This window comes from Limnochordia bacterium (assembly GCA_023230925.1).
GTDB lineage: Bacteria > Bacillota > Limnochordia > DUMW01 > DUMW01 > JALNWK01.
In genome coordinates this window covers 55,298-77,892 of the sequence record JALNWK010000003.1, presented here as the reverse complement: position 1 = coordinate 77,892, position 22,595 = coordinate 55,298, and the positions used below count along the sequence as shown (strand labels likewise).

General features: G+C 48.6%; 19 protein-coding genes and 2 pseudogenes. 1 reads left to right on the top strand and 20 read right to left on the bottom strand.

All coding sequences use genetic code 11. From position 1 onward, the window contains the following. Positions 1–44 precede the first annotated feature (44 nt). From M0Q40_01190 to M0Q40_01160, 7 genes and pseudogenes are all read right to left on the bottom strand, one after another. Positions 45–758, bottom strand: coding sequence for a hypothetical protein (locus M0Q40_01190; GenBank protein MCK9221233.1), 714 nt, complete (start codon positions 756–758; stop codon positions 45–47). A 230-nt stretch (positions 759–988) separates the two neighbouring features. Next, positions 989–2,107 (bottom strand): GntR family transcriptional regulator, encoded by a 1,119-nt coding sequence (locus M0Q40_01185; GenBank protein MCK9221232.1) that lies wholly within the window; start codon positions 2,105–2,107, stop codon positions 989–991. A 324-nt stretch (positions 2,108–2,431) separates the two neighbouring features. After that, positions 2,432–3,330: pseudogene (locus M0Q40_01180) on the bottom strand (aminoglycoside 6-adenylyltransferase). A 58-nt stretch (positions 3,331–3,388) separates the two neighbouring features. Then, on the bottom strand, positions 3,389–3,733 hold the full coding sequence (locus M0Q40_01175; protein MCK9221231.1) for a GIY-YIG nuclease family protein: 345 nt from the start codon (positions 3,731–3,733) through the stop codon (positions 3,389–3,391). Between the two features lie 19 nt (positions 3,734–3,752). Beyond that, positions 3,753–4,952 (bottom strand): RtcB family protein, encoded by a 1,200-nt coding sequence (locus tag M0Q40_01170; protein ID MCK9221230.1) that lies wholly within the window; start codon positions 4,950–4,952, stop codon positions 3,753–3,755. A 13-nt stretch (positions 4,953–4,965) separates the two neighbouring features. Further along, on the bottom strand, positions 4,966–6,243 hold the full coding sequence (locus M0Q40_01165; protein MCK9221229.1) for an iron-containing alcohol dehydrogenase: 1,278 nt from the start codon (positions 6,241–6,243) through the stop codon (positions 4,966–4,968). 29 nt (positions 6,244–6,272) lie between these two features. Further along, positions 6,273–7,994 carry a phospho-sugar mutase gene (locus tag M0Q40_01160; protein ID MCK9221228.1) on the bottom strand — a complete coding sequence of 574 codons (1,722 nt, stop codon included), beginning with the start codon at positions 7,992–7,994 and terminating at the stop codon, positions 6,273–6,275. Between the two features lie 300 nt (positions 7,995–8,294). Between M0Q40_01160 and M0Q40_01155 the strand changes: the two genes are divergently transcribed. Next, a complete protein-coding gene (locus M0Q40_01155) occupies positions 8,295–9,491 on the top strand; it encodes a Gfo/Idh/MocA family oxidoreductase (protein ID MCK9221227.1) in 1,197 nt (398 codons plus the stop codon). A 388-nt stretch (positions 9,492–9,879) separates the two neighbouring features. Here the strand turns inward: M0Q40_01155 and M0Q40_01150 are convergent, their stop codons facing one another. From M0Q40_01150 to M0Q40_01090, 13 genes and pseudogenes are all read right to left on the bottom strand, one after another. Beyond that, a complete protein-coding gene (locus M0Q40_01150; GenBank protein ID MCK9221226.1) occupies positions 9,880–10,554 on the bottom strand; it encodes a methyltransferase domain-containing protein in 675 nt (224 codons plus the stop codon). 50 nt (positions 10,555–10,604) lie between these two features. After that, the gene (locus M0Q40_01145; protein ID MCK9221225.1) at positions 10,605–10,769 is read right to left on the bottom strand and encodes a hypothetical protein; all 165 of its coding nucleotides are present in this window, start codon (positions 10,767–10,769) and stop codon (positions 10,605–10,607) included. A gap of 35 nt (positions 10,770–10,804) precedes the next feature. Beyond that, positions 10,805–11,257 (bottom strand): annotated as a pseudogene (locus tag M0Q40_01140) (phosphotransferase). A 100-nt stretch (positions 11,258–11,357) separates the two neighbouring features. Further along, the gene (locus M0Q40_01135; protein ID MCK9221224.1) at positions 11,358–11,738 is read right to left on the bottom strand and encodes a phosphotransferase; all 381 of its coding nucleotides are present in this window, start codon (positions 11,736–11,738) and stop codon (positions 11,358–11,360) included. A gap of 310 nt (positions 11,739–12,048) precedes the next feature. Further along, positions 12,049–13,131, bottom strand: coding sequence for a Gfo/Idh/MocA family oxidoreductase (locus tag M0Q40_01130; GenBank protein MCK9221223.1), 1,083 nt, complete (start codon positions 13,129–13,131; stop codon positions 12,049–12,051). Between the two features lie 116 nt (positions 13,132–13,247). Next, the gene (locus M0Q40_01125) at positions 13,248–14,000 is read right to left on the bottom strand and encodes an imidazole glycerol phosphate synthase cyclase subunit (protein MCK9221222.1); all 753 of its coding nucleotides are present in this window, start codon (positions 13,998–14,000) and stop codon (positions 13,248–13,250) included. Between the two features lie 44 nt (positions 14,001–14,044). Further along, on the bottom strand, positions 14,045–14,644 hold the full coding sequence (locus M0Q40_01120; GenBank protein MCK9221221.1) for an exopolysaccharide biosynthesis protein: 600 nt from the start codon (positions 14,642–14,644) through the stop codon (positions 14,045–14,047). A gap of 130 nt (positions 14,645–14,774) precedes the next feature. After that, the gene (locus M0Q40_01115; protein ID MCK9221220.1) at positions 14,775–15,095 is read right to left on the bottom strand and encodes a spore coat protein; all 321 of its coding nucleotides are present in this window, start codon (positions 15,093–15,095) and stop codon (positions 14,775–14,777) included. Between the two features lie 21 nt (positions 15,096–15,116). After that, positions 15,117–15,353, bottom strand: a complete 237-nt coding sequence (locus tag M0Q40_01110; GenBank protein MCK9221219.1) for a hypothetical protein — start codon at positions 15,351–15,353, stop codon at positions 15,117–15,119. Positions 15,354–15,951: 598 nt separating this feature from the next. Next, entirely contained in the window at positions 15,952–16,530 is a 579-nt protein-coding gene (locus M0Q40_01105) for a Fic family protein (GenBank protein ID MCK9221218.1), read from the bottom strand. A 4-nt stretch (positions 16,531–16,534) separates the two neighbouring features. Then, complete coding sequence (locus M0Q40_01100) at positions 16,535–16,714, bottom strand: antitoxin VbhA family protein (GenBank protein ID MCK9221217.1); 180 nt, start codon at positions 16,712–16,714, stop codon at positions 16,535–16,537. A gap of 584 nt (positions 16,715–17,298) precedes the next feature. Next, positions 17,299–19,584 (bottom strand): family 78 glycoside hydrolase catalytic domain, encoded by a 2,286-nt coding sequence (locus M0Q40_01095; protein MCK9221216.1) that lies wholly within the window; start codon positions 19,582–19,584, stop codon positions 17,299–17,301. Positions 19,585–19,692: 108 nt separating this feature from the next. Further along, the gene (locus tag M0Q40_01090) at positions 19,693–22,482 is read right to left on the bottom strand and encodes a hypothetical protein (protein MCK9221215.1); all 2,790 of its coding nucleotides are present in this window, start codon (positions 22,480–22,482) and stop codon (positions 19,693–19,695) included. Between the last annotated feature and the right edge of the window lie 113 nt (positions 22,483–22,595).

Genomic DNA, 22,595 nt, shown 5'->3' with positions numbered 1-22,595 from the left:
AGCAGTATGGTACTAGAAGCATACTGCTCAGGTACAACATCTTGTTAGTCAACTAGCTTCATCCAGCCATAGACACTACCATCGACACAGTCTCCGTCGCCCACCCACATCGCCTGGCCCCAGTTCTGTTTTGGTCCGCCTGGTCCGCGACCATCAATGAGTAGTGGCGTGAATCTTAAGCTTTTGCCGGCAGCAATATCAATCTTTGCCGCAAATACCTTGTTCCAGTCCAAGGCAGCCTCAAGACACCAACCGGTCTCGGTAATTTTGGCGTACACATCAGCCATCTGCCGAACCGCCATCTGGGCTATATCATTGACATTCATACGTTCCAGGACAACACGCTTTGAGGCGACCGAAGCCGGTATAGGAAGCTTGAAATTTGCAGTACTATCTGTATCTACCATGAAAACGGCCACGGTATCATTCAGCCAAACGATAGAATCAGAATCATAGATGGCATCGTCTATGATGTTGGCAAACAGGTATAGGTTCTTCTCATCCCACATGAAATAGAACTCACCTTCTGCGTTGAACACATCCGGATTCCAAACCGTCCCAAATTCCTGTACAACAGGATCGTCCTTGGATACTCTGATTACATGATTGACGGCGTTTTCCCACTCATGGTCGAACTCTCCATCAATGGTCACACTACCTTTTGCCCTCACTGCGGTGGCCACAGGCATCTCTTCAGCCGATACCACAACAGATAGACAAAGCAGCAACATAAGCACGCATAGAGTAACTCTCTTCATTCTCTCTCCTCCCACAATTGTTAGGTGATATGCACAGCGCTCACGGTCAAAGTCGAAGTATCTGACCGGTCGCCGAAAGCCGAATTGTTCTGCCATTACTTCGTTATGCGACTGTTCTATAAGAGTCACGTGTATTATAATGAATCTGAGCCTTCACTACTATATGTGTACAGATACGAACCACGTTATTATCAAATATTGAAAGGAATCTCCACGGTAGACGGTCGGTATTACAAATCCCGGATCATCAACCTGATTGGCAATACGATTTGTCGGTCAAGAATGCTGTGTTCACCGTAGATCATCTTGATCATCATCCGCCCGGCGGTATAGCCCATATCGTACCAACGTTGCCGTACACTGGAAACCGGAAAGCTCAGACTAGATAGGATTTGCGAATCATCAAATCCAACGATCGTTAGATCATCTGGAATTCTGATGCCTTTCTCCTGACACACTTTCACAACCTGAACTAGTACATTATCATTCTCAATGAGGATTGCATCAATCTGATTCCGCTTTACATACTCAGCGAAGCTCGTGTGCTCAAATGAGTAGTTCCAATGGGAAAACAGCAGGGCCTCATCAGCTACCATGCCATTATTCTCCAGGGCCATGACATATCCCCGATACCGCTCGGATATTGAACTGAGTACCCCTGGTTCTGTCGGCGACATCGTACTCACAAATCCAATACGCTGACAGCCACGGGAAATAAGATAATCAGCAGCCTCATATGCACCACCGAAGTTATCCGAGACCACATAAGGCAGATCAATGCCGCGGAAGAAGCAATCGATCAATAGCACAGGAACAACCTGACTTGTTTCCACAATACGCCTGACGGCATCCTCCTGGTGCCCTGAAGGCCAGATAATGATCCCTTGCACATCTGCCCGGAGCAGTCTTTCAAGATTCTCTTTTTCAATGTCTGGGTTGATATTTGAACTTAGAAGCATAAGATTGACATCATTTGCACGAAGAGCGGCTTCAATCCCACGGATCACTGTGCTTGGCTGATAGCCCATTAGACCAGCAATTACGACCCCTATGCTCATGTTCTCTTGGGATACACGTTCGCGACTAGGGGTGCTTACCTTTGTTTCCTGTTCCGCAACAAAAGTACCCCGTCCTTGAACACGGCAGAGTAAGCCATCGTTAACCAGATTGGCGACAGCTGTGCGAACCGTCGTTCTGCTGACCTGGAAGGTCTCCATCAACTCAATCTCCGTTGGAATCTGACAACCGCTTTTGAATTCACCATATTCAATACGCCTTCTGAGAGCATCCTCGATTTGGGAATATAGCGGTTTTGAAGTTTGATCCTTACTCTGATTCACCGTGGCCATCTGTATTCAACTCCGGTCATCTGCACATATTCGAACATCATTTAATAACCATAGGTCATCTCTATCGTATCATTGATTCAAGTCCTTGGATGACAGCGGAACCAGTGAGCCTTGTATGTAACATTCCTACCTTTAGTCTAGCAAAGTACACCCGGGAGAACAACACTTTAAAACACTTGTTTTCAGGCGTTTTGTCCCGTCACGCTGAATTTCCCTCTCGTTTACTGCCATTTGTGTTGCTAACTACAACTTAGGCAGTCTACCATGTACTCGTACAACGATGCAGTAGCTCGGCCAACATCTTTACTTCGAGAACATGACCAATCATCCTCTTCGATGATATTGGTACCTAACATCATGACCTTTATACCACCCTGTTTTCATCGGGAACGGAGTGGTGCTTTTCGTAGAGTGCCTTGTTGATGCCTTTTTATCATAGTCCGGATAGGGATAACGAAGAATCCTGGCTACATTCTTGGAAGATTTGCGGAACAATGCATGACATGCAAACAAAGCGTCCCACATGACCTGGTATGAGTCATTGCGATAGGTTACCATCAACTCCTGCCAGATGTCCTGCGTAACATGACGTTCTAAGCATTTGTGTGCTTTACCAACGCTTACGGAGAAATTGATCTCGATCCCAACTTGCTACACCATCATCCTAAGCAGATTGGGCCGAACATGAAGGTTCAAGTGCTCCGATGCAAACAGAATCTCCCTACGGGCACAAGCCCTTGGAAACGTAGGGAGATACCCACCAAAACTCATTGTAGCAGTCATCGAAGCACTTAGCAGCCAGTCTTTTCACATGGTAATCAGTATCTGTTGGAATCGGCGGATTTGTGATCAGTCGGTCTTTATCCAGCAAAATAGCTAGTAGCTTGTCTAAATACATCAAGTTCATCTAGGGTACCAAAGTCAGATCAATGCAAGATCCATCTTCAACTAGCATTAGGTATGAAAACCGTTGCCAAGCTCGGGTGGAAGACAGCGCTTCAGGTGTTTGTAGTATGATTCGCTTCCCGAAGACATCAAACCATTTATCGTCTCTCTTAAAGGGTTCCATGTCTGTGACCACGTAGGTAATATCGTAATCCTGAAACTTATCCTTTGGCATGTTGCAGTTAATGCACGACCCTTCCAAGCCAACTACCCGGATCCGTTGGGTCCTGTTTGGCTACGTTTAGGATCAGTTGCATCATCTCCTGCTCAGATCTCACAAGTCCAGCGCCTCCTTTGATGATACCCCTGGGCAGACTCGGTGGCTTGGACAACCCCTCAGTACAGGGTAAGATTCTCTTTAGAGAGCTTCTCCTCCCAGATCAGCTTCAGGAGAGCCAATTCCTCACTGTAATCCGTCTTCCCTTCGTCCTGATCATAGTCTAGGATCTCTAGGATCTCCACTGTGAAACCAGCTTCACCATCATGTTTCCATTGTGTCTGTAGTCTCTTGTTAGGATGGTTACCGAAATTTAACTTAAACACCGTACTGTTAATGGTGCTCTTCAGATCTTGGGTGACCTCCAAATATCCTACGGGGTGACAGCGGGAACGGATGATGAAAGCCCCCATGTCCGGCTTCATCTGCCGGTACTGTTCCCTTAATTCCTTCCTGCGATCCATTGCACGCTCCTCCTTGGACCTATCCCTTCACGGTGGCTAAGGATTCTAGTTTCTTGATCGGGGTAATCAGATCCAACTGCTCTGCAATTACCTCATCAATATCTTTATAAGCAAGGCGGTATTCCTCGGCCACATCCCTTAGCCGTACTTTACCGAGGATGAGTCCCTGCCTTTTCATATCATCAAGGACCTCTTCCTTGGAAAAGGTGCGCATGGCCTCTTTGCGTCCAAGACGCCTTCCCGCACCATGGGAACAGGACTGAAAGGACTTTTCACAACCAAGTCCCCTGACAATATAACTAAAGGATCCCATCGCACCGGGGATGATCCCCAGTTCATCCTTCCGGGCAGAGATCGCCCCTTTCCGGTGGATCCATAGCTTCTCGCCTTTTACCTCTTCCTGGGAAGCATAATTATGATGGGCATTGATCGGCTTACTAAACTTGGGTTCAACCTGCCAGTGCTTGTACAGGTGTTCGGCTACAACATCCTTTACCCGTTCAAGCATTACGTTCCGGTTCTCCCTGGCAAATCCCAGCGCCAAGGCCATCCAACGCAGATATCCCCGTCCTTGGGGGGTATCCGTATGAAAATAGGCCAACTCCCGGTCGGGCAGTTGTTGTTGTTGCTCCTTCGCCCGTTTCGCATAGTAGTTGCATACTTTATAGCCGAAATTCCGGGAGCCACTGTGTACCATAATCGCCAATTCGTTAGTCTTTATATCCTTTTGAATCTCAATAAAGTGATTACCGGAACCTAAGGTACCCACTTGGTTGTACCCTCGCCCTATTTCATGCAGAAGCTCTTTGGGATCATCTTTTCTCGGTTCATATTGGTCTAGGATAGCACACTGCTGGGGCTTTTTATGATGCCGAAAACCAGTAGGTACAACCCTTAGGATGTCCTCAACTATCCTTTGCATCAGTTTCTTACGATCCTGCCCCTCCCAAACAACCCCGGTATCCACATAGGCTACCCCGCAGCCAATGTCCACACCAACGGCATTGGGGATGATGGCATCTTGGGAGGCCACCACTCCGCCAATGGGCATTCCGTAGCCGGTATGGGTGTCAGGTAGGAGCACCACATGATGAACATTACAGGGTAAGTTGGCCAAGTTCACTGCCTGTTGTCGACATTGATCTTCTAACTGGTCAACACTCTCCAGCCAAACATAGATGTCTAGCCGCTGGCCCTTAGATTTTGGTAATACAAACATCGCCTTCTCTCCATTATAGATTTTTTATTAATGCAAAGTCGCCGCTTTTTGCAGCCTGTAGTATTGGTCCCATGTACTCATCGACAAGCCCGGCACTAAGAGACACAGGCATATTCTTTAGTTTCATCTCTAGTTTTGGATCCTTTGCTGCCGTCAGGGCCCGGGCAATGTGTTCATCACTAAAACCCGGAAGATCAGCTAATGTGGTCGGGAAACCGACTCTTTTACTCAAGCCAACCAAACCCGAGGCCACTGCGATACCTAGTTCCCGGCCAGTAAGACCATCCAGTTCATCAGTGATCAGGCCAGCCTGTTGCAGGACCTCACCTACTGCTCTAAGCTGTTTTTCGATACTTGGGGCAAAAAACACTGTGTAGTATGGATTCATGATAGCACAAGCCCGCCCATGACTGGTCACATCGACTAGCGAAAAACTGGTTAGATGTGCGCCGTTGGTACCACCAACCATAATCGCGTAGGCACCTAAATCCGTGGCTAATCCAAGGGATTCCCGCGCCTTCTTGTTTGCTTGATCCTTGGCCACACTGGTTACCGCATCGGTCACTAGTTCGATACCTAGCAGGGCGATCTCCGCAATCTGATCGTATTTAGCCTCTGGGGCTCCGAAAAACACTTCCAAGCAATGGGCCAACCCATCAAAGGCCCCATCTAAAGTTGTTTCATAGGGTGTGGTAACGGTAAGACCATAATCGAACACGGCTCTGGCCGGAACAACTGCATCATCAACGATCAGTTTCTTCTGTCCTTGCATCGGGTCGGTTATATTGGAGTACTTGGTCAAGTGGGCCCCGGAACTAGCTGCAGTCTGCACCGCAACCATAGGTAGTAGGTTCTTCCCCAACTTCTGAGAAACCTCAGTCACTAGTCCTGTGCCAAAGTAATCCTCAATATCCCCGCTGTGGGTTCCTAGGCAAGCCAACGTATTAGCTGCTTTCACAGCATCAATAGTACTTCCCCCACCAATGGCCACAAGGCAATCAGGGTTTGCATGAAGGATCTGTCCTTCTAGCCTATATACATCTTCCTTGGGCGCGTTGGGTAAGGCGCCTTGAACACAACCACAGACAACACAGCCTTCTTCCTCTAATAGGTTAAGGATTCGCTTTACCGTAGGTTGCAGCCACTTTGAATCATTGGCAATCACCAATACCCGTCTACCTAGTTGACGGGCATAGACTCCCACTTGATCCAGGGCACCGATTCCGAAGGCGTAGTTGTCCCCTTTAAACTGCTTCAGTAACCCTCGTGCTTCTTTCTGCTTACACTCCACTTTATGTCACTCCATTTCCAAGGCAGTTGTTAACATATTGCCATCTTACTGATCAACTTCACCGTTTCATCCTCAATTACCTTCAATTTTTCCTGAGACTCGGCGAGACTATCACCTTTGGAGGCAAAATACAGCTTGATTTTCGGCTCGGTCCCTGAAGGTCGCACTGTTAGAAGAGTGTCGTTTACCAAAGAGAACTGAAGCACATCAGATTTGGGCAGATCAATCCTGTGCGTCTGACCATCAGCGGTACGCATGGTGGATGTAAGGAAATCCGCGTGACGTATCACGGGCATGCCAAGGATTTCCTGTTCACACTCCCCCCGGAGGTACTCCATGATCCCCTTGATACTTTGCTGACCCGCCATACCGGGCATGGTCATGGACCGCAGGGTTTCCGAGTAATAGCCATATTTGGCCATGATCTGCCCAAGACGATCAACCAAGGTCATCCCCATAGACTGGTAATACCCGGCCATCTCCACAATCAGCGTACTAGCGATAACCGCATCCTTGTCCCGGACGAAATCCCCGGCCAAATATCCATGGCTCTCTTCAAAACCAAAAAGAAAAGTCCGCTCACCTGTACTTTCGTACTTGCCCATCAGCTCCCCGATGTATTTAAAGCCGGTAAGGGTATCCACCACTTCCACACCGTAGTCTGCGGCCACGGCCCGCACTAGCTCCGTTGTCACCACTGTCTTGATGACCACACCATTTGAGGGTAGGGTTCCCCGGCGTTGGTGTTGTAATAGAATGTAATCAGACAGCAGAACTCCGATCTGGTTGCCTGTTATGAAGACGTAATCCCCTTGATGTTTCGCATATACACCCACCCGGTCGCAATCGGGATCTGTAGCCAAAACCAGTGATGCGTCATGTTTTCGAGCCAAGGATAGTCCCAAGGCAAAGACATTGGTATCCTCGGGATTAGGACTTTTCACCGTGGGGAAAGCGGGATCGGGTACCATTTGCTCATCCACAAGGTATAGTTTTTCTACACCCAACTGCCCCATCGCCTCAGGCACCAGTTTCCTACCAGCACCATGTAAAGGTGTATATACTACTGAGAAGGATTCGGAACCCTTTTGGATGGTTTCGGCATTAAAGCAAAGTCCGCGCACCCTTTGGAGATAGTCTGCGGTAACAGGATCAAGATTCATTTTGACCCTGGACTTGGCTACTTCAGCGTCGGCAACCCGTACATCAGAGAAGATGTCCAATTTGCCCAATTCATCGATCACCGCAAGGGCGGAGGATGAAACCAGCTGACATCCATCGGGACCATAGACTTTGTATCCGTTGTACTCCGCTGGATTGTGACTTGCCGTAATCATGATTCCTGCCTGGGCCAAAAGATGGCGTACCGCAAAGGAGAGTAAGGGCGTGGGTACCGGCTCAGGAAAAAGCCACACTTCAACTCCATTGGCCACCAATACACGGCTTGCCTCCCAGGCAAACTCAAAGGAACAATAGCGGGTATCATAGGCGATGACCATTCTAGGTTCCTCCTGTGCTCTGCAAAGCATATTAGCCACACCCTGGGTGGCCCAGCGAACCATATACTTATTCATTCGGTTAGTACCCGCCCCGATAATCCCCCGCAAGCCCCCGGTCCCAAACTCTAAATTACACCAAAAACGTTCCTCAATACTTGCCTCATCGTCCTTTATCTCCCGCAGTTCTTCCTTGGTCAGCTCGTCAACATTAGGGCTATTAAGCCACGTAGTATATTTTTCAAGGTGGTTCATCATCGCAACTCCTTACCTGAAACTGATTGGTCCACATCTAAGCCGAGTAATACAATCCAAATTTAATGTTACGGTTTTATCGAGACTTAGTCAACTACAGTAAAGGTTTGAATCACTTTAGTAGAAGCATGTGGACTAGTGTTTAGCCAAGGTCATCGTAGGCTACCCATATTGTTTCCCTGATAGCTCCCCGGGAATACGGTTCTAATGTAAACTTGGGGTCAAACATTGGGGAAGGATTTCCCCCTCGTGCCTAGAATAGTCTATACGGTACAAGAATTCCTAGGAGGCATTTATCCCATGAAGCAAGTTCGTTTCGGTATTATTGGATTAGGTAATATGGGTGCAGCCCACTATGCTTACTTCCCCGAACTGGAAGGGGCAGTTCTCACCGCCATCTGTGATGTTGACCCTAGTAGGTTTGACAGGCTGGCAAAACCACCAGCAGATTTTGATCATGAAATAGTGACCACTAAAAAACATACAGAGGACATCGCGCGTTTTACCGATTATACCAAGATGCTAGACAGTGGACTCATCGATGCTGTGATTATTGCAGTACCCCACTACTTTCATCCCGAAATGGCCATAGCTGCCTTTAAGCGGGGTATCCACGTCATCTGCGAGAAACCGGTAGCCATCACAGCCCGAGAAGCAAGGAGCATCAATGAAGCCCATGCTAACTCCAAAGTCGTCTTTGCCGCTATGTTCCAGCAGCGTACCCATGCCGCTTTTATTAAGATCAAGGAGCTTCTGACGGATGGGACCTTGGGGGATATCCGTCGGATCAACTGGATTATCACGGACTGGTTCCGTACGCAACACTACTATAATTCAGGACAGTGGCGGGGAAACTGGAACGGTGAAGGCGGCGGCGTACTAATGAACCAATGCCCCCACAACCTAGACCTCTTCCAGTGGTTCTTCGGCTTACCCCAAGAATTATATGCCTTGGGTTACTTGGGCAAATGGCACGATATTACTGTGGAAGATGATATATCGGTATTAATGAAAATGGCTAACGGCGCAACGGCATCCTTTATTACCTCCACGGCAGATTTTCCAGGTACAAACCGCCTGGAGATCACCGCGGAAAACGGCAAGCTCGTATATGAACATGGAAACGTTAGCCTGTGGAGCACCGAAAAACCGGTACAGGCAATCATCGACAATAGCACCAAAGCTTTCTACGGAAAAGCACCTCAAAGAAACGAAGTGCCCATCGACCGTACACCAAGCGGCCATCGATATATCACGCAAAACGTGATCAACACCATTTTAGGGAAAGAAGAGCTCATCGCACCGGGCACCGAAGGAATTAAGTCTATTCAGCTGGCTAATGCGATGCTCTATAGTATGGTCAAGCAAGAGGCCGTAAGCTTCCCCGTGGCCGAGAATGATTTCGACACCCTCTTAGAAGAGCTTCGCGCCGATGAGCGGAAGCACAACCCCGACAAAGCTTTTATCTGGGAGGACTATTTGGCCCAGTTGGCCTAAGGCCACAAGGATTCAGGCAAGAGCATACCGAACCGATGATATCGGCAAGAGAGCAGACATCCTATCACACTAGTGTGGTGGATATCTGCTCTCTTAGTCTCACGAGAAATCACGCCTCGAATAGTAATGCCTTGGCTACAGAAAAGTACCTATGGGGAACACGCTATGCGGCGGGGCACTCAGAACATAGGCAGCACCAAGTATGTATACGAACGAGTCAGTGAGAAATCCGACAGAAGAGTTCGGCACAGCTTTTCGTCCAGTCGTGGCCCTGGTTTGCCTTTGCTACATAGGTAAAACCATGGATGGACGAATCGGATATCATCGAATGATAACCTGGTTCTCGGCGTCATATCTGCAAAAGATGAAGAAACAGAAGGGACTTTGGCTACTTCAGGATGGGTGTTTTCCCCCAGGTATGATCTGACGGGAATCTAGGCGGTATTCCCGGGGCATTGTCAGGCACTCCAGTGTGCAAAGCAACAAGAATCCAGGCAAACTCGGTTTCTAACCGTTTCTCGATCTCAAGTCCCGATCGCTGGACATACCGCTTGACCTCATCGGCTGACGCCGGGAACAGAGGAATTCTTCTATGGCCACAAACAAGAACACGTTCCTGACTCTTGCTGGTTGACAGTACAAAGCGACCTTTAGGATTAAGCAGTTTCGCAACCTCCCGTATCGCCCTTTGTTTATCTTGAATGTGCATAAAGGTTAGCGAGGAGTAGATTACATCAAAGGTTGACGAGAAGTCATGCGCAAGGAAATCGGCGCAAATCAGCTCCGTGTATTCAAAGCCCTTGAGGTTTTTCTTTGCCCGTTCGATCGTCTTCGGCGAGATATCAATACCGGTAAAGCTCTTGCACTTGCCGCATACATCGAGAGCAAGCCTGCCAGTACCGACACCGATTTCAAGGACGGTTTTGGCAGACGACAGCCGCAATTCGTCAATAAACACCTGACCATCCCATTTACCCATGTATTCACGAAGCAGGACAACGTCGTGTGCTGGGTCGTTATTCTCATCGATAAGAGCGTCGTAGTGGGATACGACCTCATCCATTCCTCTCTGCCTCCAGTCTGAACCTCACTCCCCCCATCGGGGCAGAGAGTTCACACATAGACTTCGAGCAAAACCCGCCCGGGACAACCGTATTCGCAGGTGTATGTATCACCGACCTCGTGTCCGTTGCGGCAGTCTAGTACCCCAGATGCATTCATCTTGCCTCCGACAACGGTGACGATAAAGCTGTAGTCTTCTTTGATCAACTTGTTCATGACTGTCCCTTTACTCTGTCCTTCGAGATATGCGACTATCCGTTAACACCGAAGTCCTTCAGATACCATGTTGGTACCGGATTGTTCATGTTCGCAAACCACATCAGTACATCCTGTGACTGTTGGAGCATCGTGTTAATCTCGCTTTGACCGAAGGGTATCGCCCAATAGATCGAGGAGAGCGTATTGCTGGCGATGTAAAAGGCAAGCAACCGGAAGAATTCTACAGGAGGTCTACCGCCAAAATATCCATTAAGCTGGCCGGTGGCGAAATGTTGGCTAACTGAGGCGCTAAAGACAATACGGTTGAATTCCTCCCACGGATCACCGAAATCGGCGCGGTTGAAATCAATAATGGATAGCGTGCGCTCCGGTGAGATAATCATATTGCCTACGTGGTAGTCGCCGTGCTGGTAGCATTGCGGTCTGTCAATTAACAGATGACGGTTGCCTCCAATGTAGTCAATGAGGTGGTCATCACCATTAAACCGGGGAGTGCGCAATTGGGGTACAATATACTCACAGTTGACTGTCTACTTTGGAGAACGGGTCACAAATTAGTCTTAGGAGGATTTGGAGTTTACACAGTTAACTTGACGGTCTCTGACGGTCTCGCCATTCCTCCTGGTCCCCGGGAGCAGAAATTGAGTGTATCGTTCTGAGGATTTCACCGGATCTGATCCCGAGCACATATTGCTCGGTTTTTGTCATCAGCGGTAAGATAATCTCGGCATCTTCTCCGTCGCACCATGTCAGCAGCATATACACACTCGTTCCCTTATTGCATGTGCCAAAACCCATCGGCTGTGACATGGGTACACCTAAAGCTGCAAGCTGCTGCATTACTGCAAACTCTGCCCTTTTGCGGTCATACTCACAGAAACTCATGACCCGCAACAGTAATCTTTTCCCCGTTGATGTCTCAATGTAATACTTCTTATCGTCTGACCACCCTTTGGTAATCGGCACAATTCTACTGAAAGCGTCATAGCCCTGTATACTTTTTATACCATCGCCCCCTCTAAACCATATTTCATCAGGGCACCGGCACATCCACGGCCCAAATCCCGCATTGAAGGGCTAGCTCACTGGAACTCGAAGGGTGCAAGAGGTTGTTCCGAGTAGAGCATCAAGCAAGAAATCACATTAATGTGTTAAGGGTGGGCAGCATATGCTACCCACCCTTAACATCAATACTGAAGTAAAGGTCCAGATGATAGACTACCTTCATTAAGGACCTAGAACCCCTAGATCCGTAGGGCGATGTGACCCAAGGGATCTAAAAGTAAAAAGGCTTCCCAGTCTTCGCCGACTCGTAGATGGCATCAAGGATTTTGGTCACTACCAAGGCCTGTTCAGGTTGTACCACAGGCTCCTTGTCGTTAAGGACACAATCGATCCAGTTTCTTGCCTCCACATCGCCAGGAGAACTGGACTTTCCTGCGTAGAAATCTACTCCACCCACATTAAAGTCCGGTTTCTTTGTGTACAGACGACTAAACTCTTCACCATTGATCCGCAGACCATCATCCATATCGGCACCGGCCTCGGTACCACAGAGGATGCATTTAGCCTCACCCACATGCAGGGTGTTAAGAGCCCAACTGGACTCGAGGATTACAGTCATCCCGTTCTTGAATACGACAAAACCGAAAGCAGAATCCTCTACGGTAAACTCCTTCGGATCCCACGGACCCCAGGCATTGGCCGCATTTTCTTTACTATTAAGTTTATGATATACCGTACCAACGGCATAGGCAGGTTCGTAATTATTTACACACCACAGGGTCAGATCCAAAGCATGGGTCCCGATATCGATCAACGGACCACCGCCTTGCTTCTCAAAGGAAAGGAAGCTTCCCCAGGTGGGCACAGCCCGCCGGCGAATTGCCAGGGCCTTAGCAAAATAAATGTCCCCTAGGTCACCCCGGTCACAGATCTTCTTTAAGTGCTGGGAATCGGCACGAAAACGGTTCTGGTAGCCAATGGTTAGCTTCTTTCCGGTGCGTTTAGCCGCATCCACCATGGCTTGCGCTTCAGGGGTATTGATCGCCATGGGTTTTTCGCACATGACATGGCAACCGCTTTCAAGGGCAGCTACTGTAACGGGACTGTGGGCATTATTGGTAGTACAAACATGAACTACATCGAGCTTCTCTTTCTCGAGCATTTTACGGTAATCCGTGTAGACAGTAGCCTTGGGAGCCCCGTAATCCTTGGCACCCTTCTGCGCCCGTTCCTCGATCAGGTCACAAAAGGCCACCATTTCTACCTCTTTCACCTTCGACAGCGCTGGCATATGCTTCCCGTTGGCAATGCCTCCCACTCCAACAATTCCTACGCGTAATTTGTCCATAGTCACTTATCCTCCTTGAGTGAATGGTTGTTTTTTGGTACCGGTACCAAAAATGGTACCGGTTAACTTTCCGTCGGACTATACTATGGGTTCGCCACTCCTTACCGAAATCCTTCCCGTTTTTAACAAAAACCATGCTCCGCTAGAAACTCTTTAAGTTCACCGATGCCTATCTGCCCGAAATGGAAAACCGATGCCGCAAGAAGAACGTCTGCCCCTGCTTGGGCTGCCGCCAGGAAATGCGCAAAGGTACCTGCACCACCCGAGGCAATCACCGGAAGCTCTACCCTACTTTTGATTAGGCGCAAAAGCTCCAAATCATAACCAGTCCCGGTTCCATCACAGGCTTTACTCGTCACAAGCAAAGAACCGGCTCCTTCTTGCTGTACTTCCTCCATCCAAATAAGTGCGTCCCTACCCGTCGGGGTTTTGCCACCATGTATGTATATTTCATAGCCCGAGGGAAGCTGCGGATTTCGATCAACATCCACTGCGGCCACCACGCTGTCCCGGCCAAAACTTAGCGCAAGCTCTTTAAACAGCTTTGGATTCATGAATCCCGCTGTACCCACCGACACCCGGTCGGCTCCAGCGGATAAAACCGCGCCAGCAGATTCCACACTATTGACGCCTCCCCCCACTGTCAGAGGGATCTGGATCACCTCGGCTATGCTACGGACAACACCTAGCGTAGTTCCCCGCTTCTCATCAGTGGCGCCAATATCTAAGAGGGCCAATTCATCAGCCCCATGTAAATAATAGGTTTTGGCACACTCCACCGGATCTCCCGCATCCTTAAGCTCTGTGAAATTGACCCCTTTGACCACTCTGCCATCCTTTAGGTCCAAACAGGGCATAATTCCTACCTTAGGCATCAAGTCCACTCCCATTGGTAAATAGTATGCAAAGACGTGTCGTCTTAGAGGTACTGATCCACTCTGTCCAAGAGAAAATCACCACTGGTTACAAGGAAGATAGTCATCAAGACAAAAACGACAGCACCGAAGACCATACCTATCCATAGAAGACGACGATTCCCATTGATTAGGGACAAACCGATTAGGATTGCAGCCAATGCTGGAAAGCGGTTAAGAAAAGGTGTCGGTAACACAATGAAAAGACCCATCATTCCGGCAATCCAAGAGGCAATCCTTATTTCTATTTCTGTAGGGCAACCGGTCTCTTTTGCTACAGAGAATGACTCCAGTTTCCTCATCAATGGCAGGGCTTTTTTCAACAGCAAGTCCGCATTCTTGCGACTGAGCCTTCGATCCAAAAGCCACTTTGGTAACCAAGGTGCCCCATGGCCTACTAATCTTTGAATCCCCCAGAAGAAGATTAATGAGCCTGGCAGAATGCCGCCTCCCGGTGGAAGAGGAATCATGATAAACAAACCTACCAAGATGAAAAGAAGTCCGTAGCTTTGCTGACCCGTGGCAGCAATTAGACTCTCAATACTTACGGAATCCTGTTCCAACGCACAGGCAAGTGTGTCAGAAAGGGTCCTGGAAAGCGACATAGTCTACCTCCTCACTGTCTTTTCCAGTGTACCACTTGAATAAACCATCGCGCAAGAGTATCGGGTGAGATTAAGTTTCGGGAAAGGGAGTAGAACAAGTTTGGAGAGGGTCAAAACCCTCTCCTGGAACTCATTGATAGGGGAATTGGCTCATGTATCCGGCAAACTGCTGTTGGGACTGTTGTACCTGTTGGGCCTGGGCGGTTTCGAGGGCATACCAACCCTTGCGGAACATTGTCTCATACGCTTTCCTAGCGCACTGATGGGTCTCATTTAGCAATCCTAGCACATCTTGGTGTAGCGACTGATGACTTGCTTCTCGGGCAAAGACGTTATAGCCATCGGTCAAGTACTTATCCGTTGCCAAAATGTCATTGATCATGTCACGATCGTTTAGCTCTGGCCCTTTAACCTTAGAGAGCATATCGGGATTTTGAATCTTCTGCGGCATCTTTGGTATCCTCCTTTCCTACTATTGCATAACCTTCTCCGAACTTAGGTGTTGGTGTAGCTTAATGTAGTGACCTTGATGCATGCGGCCAGCTTCGTCTAGGAAGTTTCGAACCTCCGTATCCTGGCACATACTTGCATAATGCCGGCACTTTTTCATAGCCAAAAGCTCCCATGACATTGCATCTTCTATGTAAGTCAGATCCTTTCCCGTAAGAACCTCGGGAGGCAGGGTCATAGTGGGTTGGGTGTTGATCATAGGCGCATGTCACCTCCTTTATCCGTGGTATGAGACTCTTTCTTAAGTTTTCCCCGGTGTTAGCTAAACATGTTGGCAATAATTTCCCCGCTTAGACAAGAGTATCCAAAGACACTGGTTCTGGTTGAAGTCTAGCAGTCTTACCAGCCAGGTATTTTTACCGATAAAGTGGAGATTACCGATTACCAAACATGTGGCTTGACCAATTCTATAGGCTTCCGGCCACGCCTCGTAACCTCAAGAAATCCTTCAACAAGGTTGGCTCCTTTCCCTACATTACGAAACGAGTTAGCAAAAAATCGATGAATAACAGGGCAGAATCTGATAGAAAAAAGATATCTGCAAACATAGGAACCTAGAGTTAGAGCGGTTAAGGAGATTAGCCGAAGTTTTACATTTCAGTTAGCTTGGAATTGTGTTAGGCACCACATTAATTGGGACAAAAACTGCATGAGTCAAGCATATTAAATGATACACTTGGAGTAAGACCTAAGTCGGTTAGATGCGGGGTTTTTTGTTTTTCGAGAAACAATGACAAAATAGGGCGCGGAATTAGTCTGGAATTGGTCTACGTATGGACTGCGGTATAATCAGCAATCTAGACCGCGACTGGCGACACTATTCTATGGAGTAATTCCTTTAAAGGAGCCAAGTTCCCTTTAAATGTAGCAATATCAGTTGATAAAAGCTCATCGTCACGCACGTCCTCGTAGTTCAAGTCATAGCCAGCATTTTCAGCCAATTGCTTAAGAAAAGCTCGAACTGACCGGCCATTTCCTTCCCTAAAAGGATGTAATGCTATTAGATCACCTGTTAAGGTAGCTAATTTCTCAATAAACTCAGGTTTCCCAAGCCCCTTAAGCAACTTATCATGCTTCAACTGAGTAAAAATCGCTTGCTGGGCCCCTTCAAGATTCTCAGGATAGCAAAACACGCCATCGTCTTTCGCCAGCCAAACGTCTCTCATCACACCGGCGAAATGATACAGGTCTGAAAACGAATACCGATGGATCGCACACAAGTGGTCAAAACCAATCTCACCATTAATGGGGTTTTCCTCTAACCAGATGAGACGAACCATTACTACACTAACCTCAATCGCCTTTAATAGTTCCGGGTCGTCAACACCCAACTTATTTGGTAGGATACCAGGCTCTTCGGTGAAATAATCTCCCAAAACACTACTCCTTATTCACTGCTGCTAGATATTTCGCAACAAGTTGTTCGCTGGTCACTTCACCCCTAAGCATTTTCCGGCAATCCCTTTTTACTGCGGGGGGCACGACAGAACCTTCAAACCGAAGATTGGCTTCAGCAAACCGCAACGATTTTTCTTGCCTTTGTAATGTCATTTTTCGCAACCTTCCAACCTCCCCGACATTCACTCTGCTTCTAGTATGACACATTTTCAACGTCGGGTTGCAACTGACTTTGTGGGAGCCATGCAAATAATATGGTGCCTAACAGTAATGCGTTCCATTCACCGTGCCACTAAATGGCTCTTGAAATATTTTGTAGGTAAGATAATCAGCTTTAGGACCAAGTTAGACTAGAAGGTTGTTCGCCCAATAAACACTTCGGCCCAAAGCGGTCTTCATCCTCTTATTACCAATGACAACTTCGTCCGTTTGGATTATATGAACCTCATCCGAGTGAATAGCATGAAGTAGTCTAATCACTGTTCGCATAAGAGTCTGCGAGGTAGAATAGTAGTTTTATTTACACTATCACCGTCAGCGTAGATTGGTACTGTCACCGATAATCATCGCGATGCTCAATGCCTTAGGCAAAACAACGGGTGCTGCGATGGAAGGCACCTAGAAACCTGTGGGTTCTGTCTCAACCCAGCATACATATAGGTAATGGCATTGGCCAGTACGAGCCAATGCCATCCAAAACAGACCTTTCATCTCCGGATTAAGAGCTAGGGTTTTACCGGTGTATTCTATACTATCTCCGACGGGATGACCTCTATTCCTGGTGGTAACTCTAGTTCACTTTGTACCTCGTTTCCTGCACGCTGCAGCTTAACCCGGATCAACCCATGTGGTGTAGGAATCCGTCCTTCCGCCTCGTGGAGGTCTCCTAGGTAAGGTGAGAAGTAGATCTTACCGAACCCAGGTGTTGCTGGACGTACTCCAAGGATATAGGCAGGGATAAGATAAGCTGGTCCACTGGACCATGGATGACACAGGCTAACGGTTGAGTTCACAGTAGGATCGAATCCAGGCTCATACCGCTCCCACCAGGTGGTAGCTCCGTTTTCTAGCATCTTTCCCCAAAACTGGGTAAGCAACTTGAGGGCACGGTCTGCATGACCATTTTCAAAGAGAAACTGCAGAACAAAAAAATTGAAGTAACCTGTATGGGCAGTCAAGAAGCGATCATCCCACGTAGATAGAACTTCTGCGAGACGGCGACGTTCTTCGCCAGTAACCACGTTACATACACCGGCAAGTATATTGGCGTGAAGCCCGCAGCATTCGGTGCCGATCCTATCGGTAAACAGACCCTCCGACGTACGCATTCGGCTCCGAATAGCCTGACGCAATTTCTCTGCTCTCTCGTTCCAGCTTTGCGCCTCATAGTGTCGGCCGATCTGTTCTGCGATTATTCCCGCTTGAAACAGGGCTTGGTAGTAGAGGCACTGCACAGCGGTAATGATGCCGGTATGCGGCAAGTGACCCCAGTCAATGAACATCCACCAACCGGCTTTGCCCTCTGTAACAAGGAAGCCATCTGCATCCGATTCTAACTGGAGCCACTCCAAAAGAGTAACCACGTGCGGATACATCTCCTGCAGAAGCTCTTTCCGTCCCGTGTAGAACCAGTATTCATACAGGAGAGTAACCCACAGTAAGGAGTAATCGATGATGTTATGGTTGGTACCACCAGGAGCAATGCTGGGAATTCGTCCCGACACATACTGCGATCTACCGAATTGCCGGATGGCTTTAGCAGGCAAAAGCTGATCCCCAAAGGTCATGTAGTTATACAAAGATGTAACTCTAGTGTCCCCTACGTACTGGGCCTGTTCCCGTAAAGGGCAATCCTCAAAGTGATCCTGCATCCCCAGATTCAGGGTATATTTGCTAACCGAATAGACTTCGTTTAGCACCGGATCATCGGATTGGAAAACACTCTGGTCGTTAACCGGATATTTAGTAGCCCGGACACAAAGTCTGTCGATCGTAACTGGATTTGCCGTCTTTCGAATACAGATCTGCAGATAGCGAAAAGCTCTACGACCCATTGCTTCCCAATGATTAGTTCCTGGACCAATGATGAGCCGATCCGTCTGATCGATACCTTGCCGTGTAGGAAAGATACGTCCTTCCTCAGTGAGACACTCACTATACCCAATATCTACAATGGCTTTGCCATCGGTTTGAAGCACGATGTCTGGGTAGCCTACAATCTCCCGACCGAAATCGTACAGAAGGAACGTTCCACTTTCATCAGGTCCGGGGGGCAGAATTGTGCCCCCCGAAAAGACGTTCTTATCAGAGATTGTCTTCTCTGATTGCATCCATATACCTAACGTAAGAGGGTGTGGCATCTGGGTGGGTTCTTGAAGACGCCCCACGTCAACCACGTTCTGGGGTTCCACCAAGGTTTCTTCTAGATAAGGAATCTCCCGAGGGATTAGACGTTTCCAGGGCTCAACCGGAGGTTTCCCGTAGCTGACTGCTTTCTGCCAACCGCGATTCGGTTTGGGAAGTGCGTGCAATAGGTCCCGATCTTTCCGAAGGTCAACTATCTCTTGAAAACCAGTAGTCCAAAACATCTGGGTGGTGCCTTGCATCCATCCGGATGGGTACTTTACACACCAGGACGTATCTGTGGTCACAGCAAAGGTCGGGCCACGATGGGTAGTTATTTCACCTTGCAAGATCAGACCGCCCGGTACCCATGGGCGACTATGCGTACCCACGCCGTAATTATAGGCCTTGACGGTAATGAGGTTTACACCGGGCACAAACGGCGTGGCATCGAGTTCGTAAGAATCATATGATTGCCAGGCTGGATCGGCAGGATAGGGGCCCCGCCCGATATATGTTGAATTAATATATAATTTGTAGCTTCCAGAGCAACTGATCTGAATACTTGCCGACTGGACTTCCGCCGGAAGATCCACCACTTTTTTGAAAAACAAAAGCGTATTGGGGGTCTCTCGTCGGTAGGCATCCCAGATCCATTCAGCTTGCCATTTAATTGGTGCGACGCGCATAATTTCTGGCCTCCATATGCTCAGTTCTTTACGCCTGTTCCTAGCTAGTAGTCATCTCTACACGAGGTTTTCACCTGGACTTGGCAAATAGAAACCGCGAAAGCAACTTCAGTATTCCCAGTCAACCACAATCAGTACACCACTATGCCACTGTTCAAATTCGATGTGAAAGGTTCGGGATGCCTCGTCCCAAGCCCACTTAGCTGATGTTTGTTGCATCTCGCCCGCCTCTAGCTTCGCAATCCACGGTGATAGGTCCTCGATCTCCTCCGCCTCTAGTCGACGACCAAAACCACGCATGGCGTAAGCAGTCACCTTTTCGGGCTTTCGATTGCCAGCATACAAGCGGACCACACCGGGTGTTTGCCAAGGCCCTGCACTCACCACATAGGTTTGCTCGCCGGTAGTCTCCGTCTTGAGCAACTCCCGACTGCCGTAAAGAACACGGGGTGTCACTCCTTCGAGAAGATCCGTAACGTCGTAAAGCAGCGCCGATTCACCCTCGGATAGAACAAATTCACTTGCTACCGAAAGACACGGGTCCAGTAAATCTACGAACTGCCCGGTCAACCGATGCTCTCCAGTAAGAGCATGAGCAATCCAGTAGGAGCCTCTTCTAAGAACCATGGTGCCCTCTTCTCGATATTCCCCTCCTCCCAACTGCTCTACCGCGTAGGACGATAATAAGCAAATGAAGTTAGCCCCGTCCATTGTTCTTGCAAAAAGAGCCGAGGGGACACCGATGTACACGAAGTATCCTTGGCCAACTTGCCTTTGATAAGTAGAGCTGTTCTCACCATCAAAAGCATAACTGGTAACGGGTACCTCTTGGCCGACCAACAAACTGTCAAGGGTCGTAAGAAGACTACTCGGCATACCACCGGTCCCAACTAACACGTTTTCTTGCTGTTCCGTTTGTACTTTGATCACGAAGTTATTTCCTACCCTCATCTCTAGCTTCCCGGATTTCACATTTGAAACAGGGAAAGCATAGGTGAAGGAGCCTGTAGCATCGGCAAACCTACGACCTGGATTCACACCACCCGGCGAAATGACCTCCACAAGATACTTGGCCTCTTCTGGCCCTCCATTGGCCTTAAATGAAATACTTTGTTTCGTACCATCAGTCGTCTCGTAGTCAAGGGTGACTGATTCAAGAAAGGGTCCCCAGCCATCCTGCTTGGAACCGTCCTCAAGCCGCACAAGAATCTGATCCGCAGGCAGAAAAGGCGCCAAATCGATAGAGTAGGTCTTCATGTTCTCCAAGTTATGATAGTCCGCCTCAGAACGGAGCACTTCCTGCCACCCCATGCTCTCCTGGGGCTTAACACTTGCGCGACTTTGCCGTTCCACCGGAATGCCTAACTGTTCAAAGAGGTGTTCCACCGGAGCATGGTACCCGGCTTGACGCCACCATTCATCTACTTGGTTATATGCGTCATTTCCATCAAAGAATACCAAAATCCCCCCTTGTTGAACCCATTGTCTCAAAGCAACATGAGAGGCTGGATCGAGCGGTTTCCACATGTCGTAGCTAACCAAAAGCAAACGAAATGGATCAAGATAACCCTGATCTATAATCCGTTCGACTGGGAGCACTTGAACGGGGATGCCTTGCCTCAGCAAAGGTAAGACCAGACCGTGGAAGGATTCCATGCCCGAGCCTTCTGGGCCTCCACGCTGCCATACCATCGTGTCGCCCACCAAAACACCAATTCCCTCCGTTCCTCCCTGCCAATGGATCTCTTCTTGATTTTCCATATCGCTAAGAGCCTGGAAATTGACCATGAGTTGGGTACGGTACTCAGCTGGACCTGGACTTCCTCCTCCGGTACCATAGCCTGGTAGAAAAACCCGCTCCGGCCAAGGCATAACCTGGTATCCAAAGACATCAGAAAACATGAGCATGGCAACAAGTGTCTGATTGTACCACAGATGATACTGTTCCCAACGATATTGTGGATCGTCTTCAACCGGATCACCTAGTAGAAACATCTGTTTTTCACTGTCACGGGTTAGGTTAGCAAAGTAGCTATACAGAAGCCAAGCCGAATCAAAGAAACCATTATCCCGAGTGAGGCGGTTGCCCGCATAAACACCAAGGGACCAGCTAATTGGACCCGTCCATACTTGTCCGATAATGCCATCAAGACCGGGTAACCTCGCGGCAGCCCCACTGGGGAAAATCATCTGACCTGCCGCATGACTGATGAGGCTGTGCGTCGGAAGAAGGACTTCTGTCTCGCCGTTGCTGCATGTTTTAGCTTCATCAATAACCGCTTTGACTGTCTCCAGGTAAAGATGACTCTGCAGCTTGGACTTCTTCCAAAAGGCATCGCGTGAACTGTGCGGTGGTTGCCAAGGCTCGCCATAGAAGTCTTCCCATGCTAGCTGAAAGGCCGGACTGTATCCCGCTGCGGCATGGGCCAGCGGCTCCTCTGGGACAACTCCAACGACACCGGCATCGATGGATTCACGGGTAATGCGACGCATATACTCGTTCCAGGCGGTAGTTGGTACCATATATGGACGGCTGCCTACTGCAAAATGATTTCCCACTCGGCCAGTCTCAATTGCCTCCGGATATTCATGTCCGTCGTACTCGCCCCGGGTAAAGCTCTGGCCAGCATCTGACCCGATAAGCCACATGCGGTAGACAAGATAGTTGCCGATTGATTTCCAATCCCTTAGGGTATAGGATACAGGCGGAGTTATCAGGCCATGTTTATGTACCATGACCCCATCGGTTCTCAGGTCAATTCGTGGATCGTATGTATTAATACCCGTCTGAAACAGCGTTTTGGCCATCGCGGGACACCCCGTAGTTAAAACTACAACAATCAGAAACAACTCCAGTATCCGGCAAAGGGCACTGTCTTGAAAGTAATCTATGAACATAGGTAACCCTCCTATTCAACCGATGAACGAAACCACGTGGAGAGTCTCTAGCCTGTTCATCACAGACTATCACTCTGAAGCGAAGATGCAGACGCGGTATTGTATCAACCAGG

Excerpts from the sequence above, each read along its gene's own strand:
- M0Q40_01190 (MCK9221233.1), bottom strand. The coding sequence starts at position 758 with ATGAAGAGAGTTACTCTATGCGTGCTTATGTTGCTGCTTTGTCTATCT.
- M0Q40_01185 (MCK9221232.1), bottom strand. The coding sequence starts at position 2,107 with ATGGCCACGGTGAATCAGAGTAAGGATCAAACTTCAAAACCGCTATAT.
- M0Q40_01175 (MCK9221231.1), bottom strand. The coding sequence starts at position 3,733 with ATGGATCGCAGGAAGGAATTAAGGGAACAGTACCGGCAGATGAAGCCG.
- M0Q40_01170 (MCK9221230.1), bottom strand. The coding sequence starts at position 4,952 with ATGTTTGTATTACCAAAATCTAAGGGCCAGCGGCTAGACATCTATGTT.
- M0Q40_01160 (MCK9221228.1), bottom strand. The coding sequence starts at position 7,994 with ATGAACCACCTTGAAAAATATACTACGTGGCTTAATAGCCCTAATGTT.
- M0Q40_01155 (MCK9221227.1), top strand. The coding sequence starts at position 8,295 with ATGAAGCAAGTTCGTTTCGGTATTATTGGATTAGGTAATATGGGTGCA.
- M0Q40_01150 (MCK9221226.1), bottom strand. The coding sequence starts at position 10,554 with ATGGATGAGGTCGTATCCCACTACGACGCTCTTATCGATGAGAATAAC.
- M0Q40_01145 (MCK9221225.1), bottom strand. The coding sequence starts at position 10,769 with ATGAACAAGTTGATCAAAGAAGACTACAGCTTTATCGTCACCGTTGTC.
- M0Q40_01125 (MCK9221222.1), bottom strand. The coding sequence starts at position 14,000 with ATGCCTAAGGTAGGAATTATGCCCTGTTTGGACCTAAAGGATGGCAGA.
- M0Q40_01120 (MCK9221221.1), bottom strand. The coding sequence starts at position 14,644 with ATGTCGCTTTCCAGGACCCTTTCTGACACACTTGCCTGTGCGTTGGAA.
- M0Q40_01115 (MCK9221220.1), bottom strand. The coding sequence starts at position 15,095 with ATGCCGCAGAAGATTCAAAATCCCGATATGCTCTCTAAGGTTAAAGGG.
- M0Q40_01110 (MCK9221219.1), bottom strand. The coding sequence starts at position 15,353 with ATGATCAACACCCAACCCACTATGACCCTGCCTCCCGAGGTTCTTACG.
- M0Q40_01095 (MCK9221216.1), bottom strand. The coding sequence starts at position 19,584 with ATGCGCGTCGCACCAATTAAATGGCAAGCTGAATGGATCTGGGATGCC.
- M0Q40_01090 (MCK9221215.1), bottom strand. The coding sequence starts at position 22,482 with ATGTTCATAGATTACTTTCAAGACAGTGCCCTTTGCCGGATACTGGAG.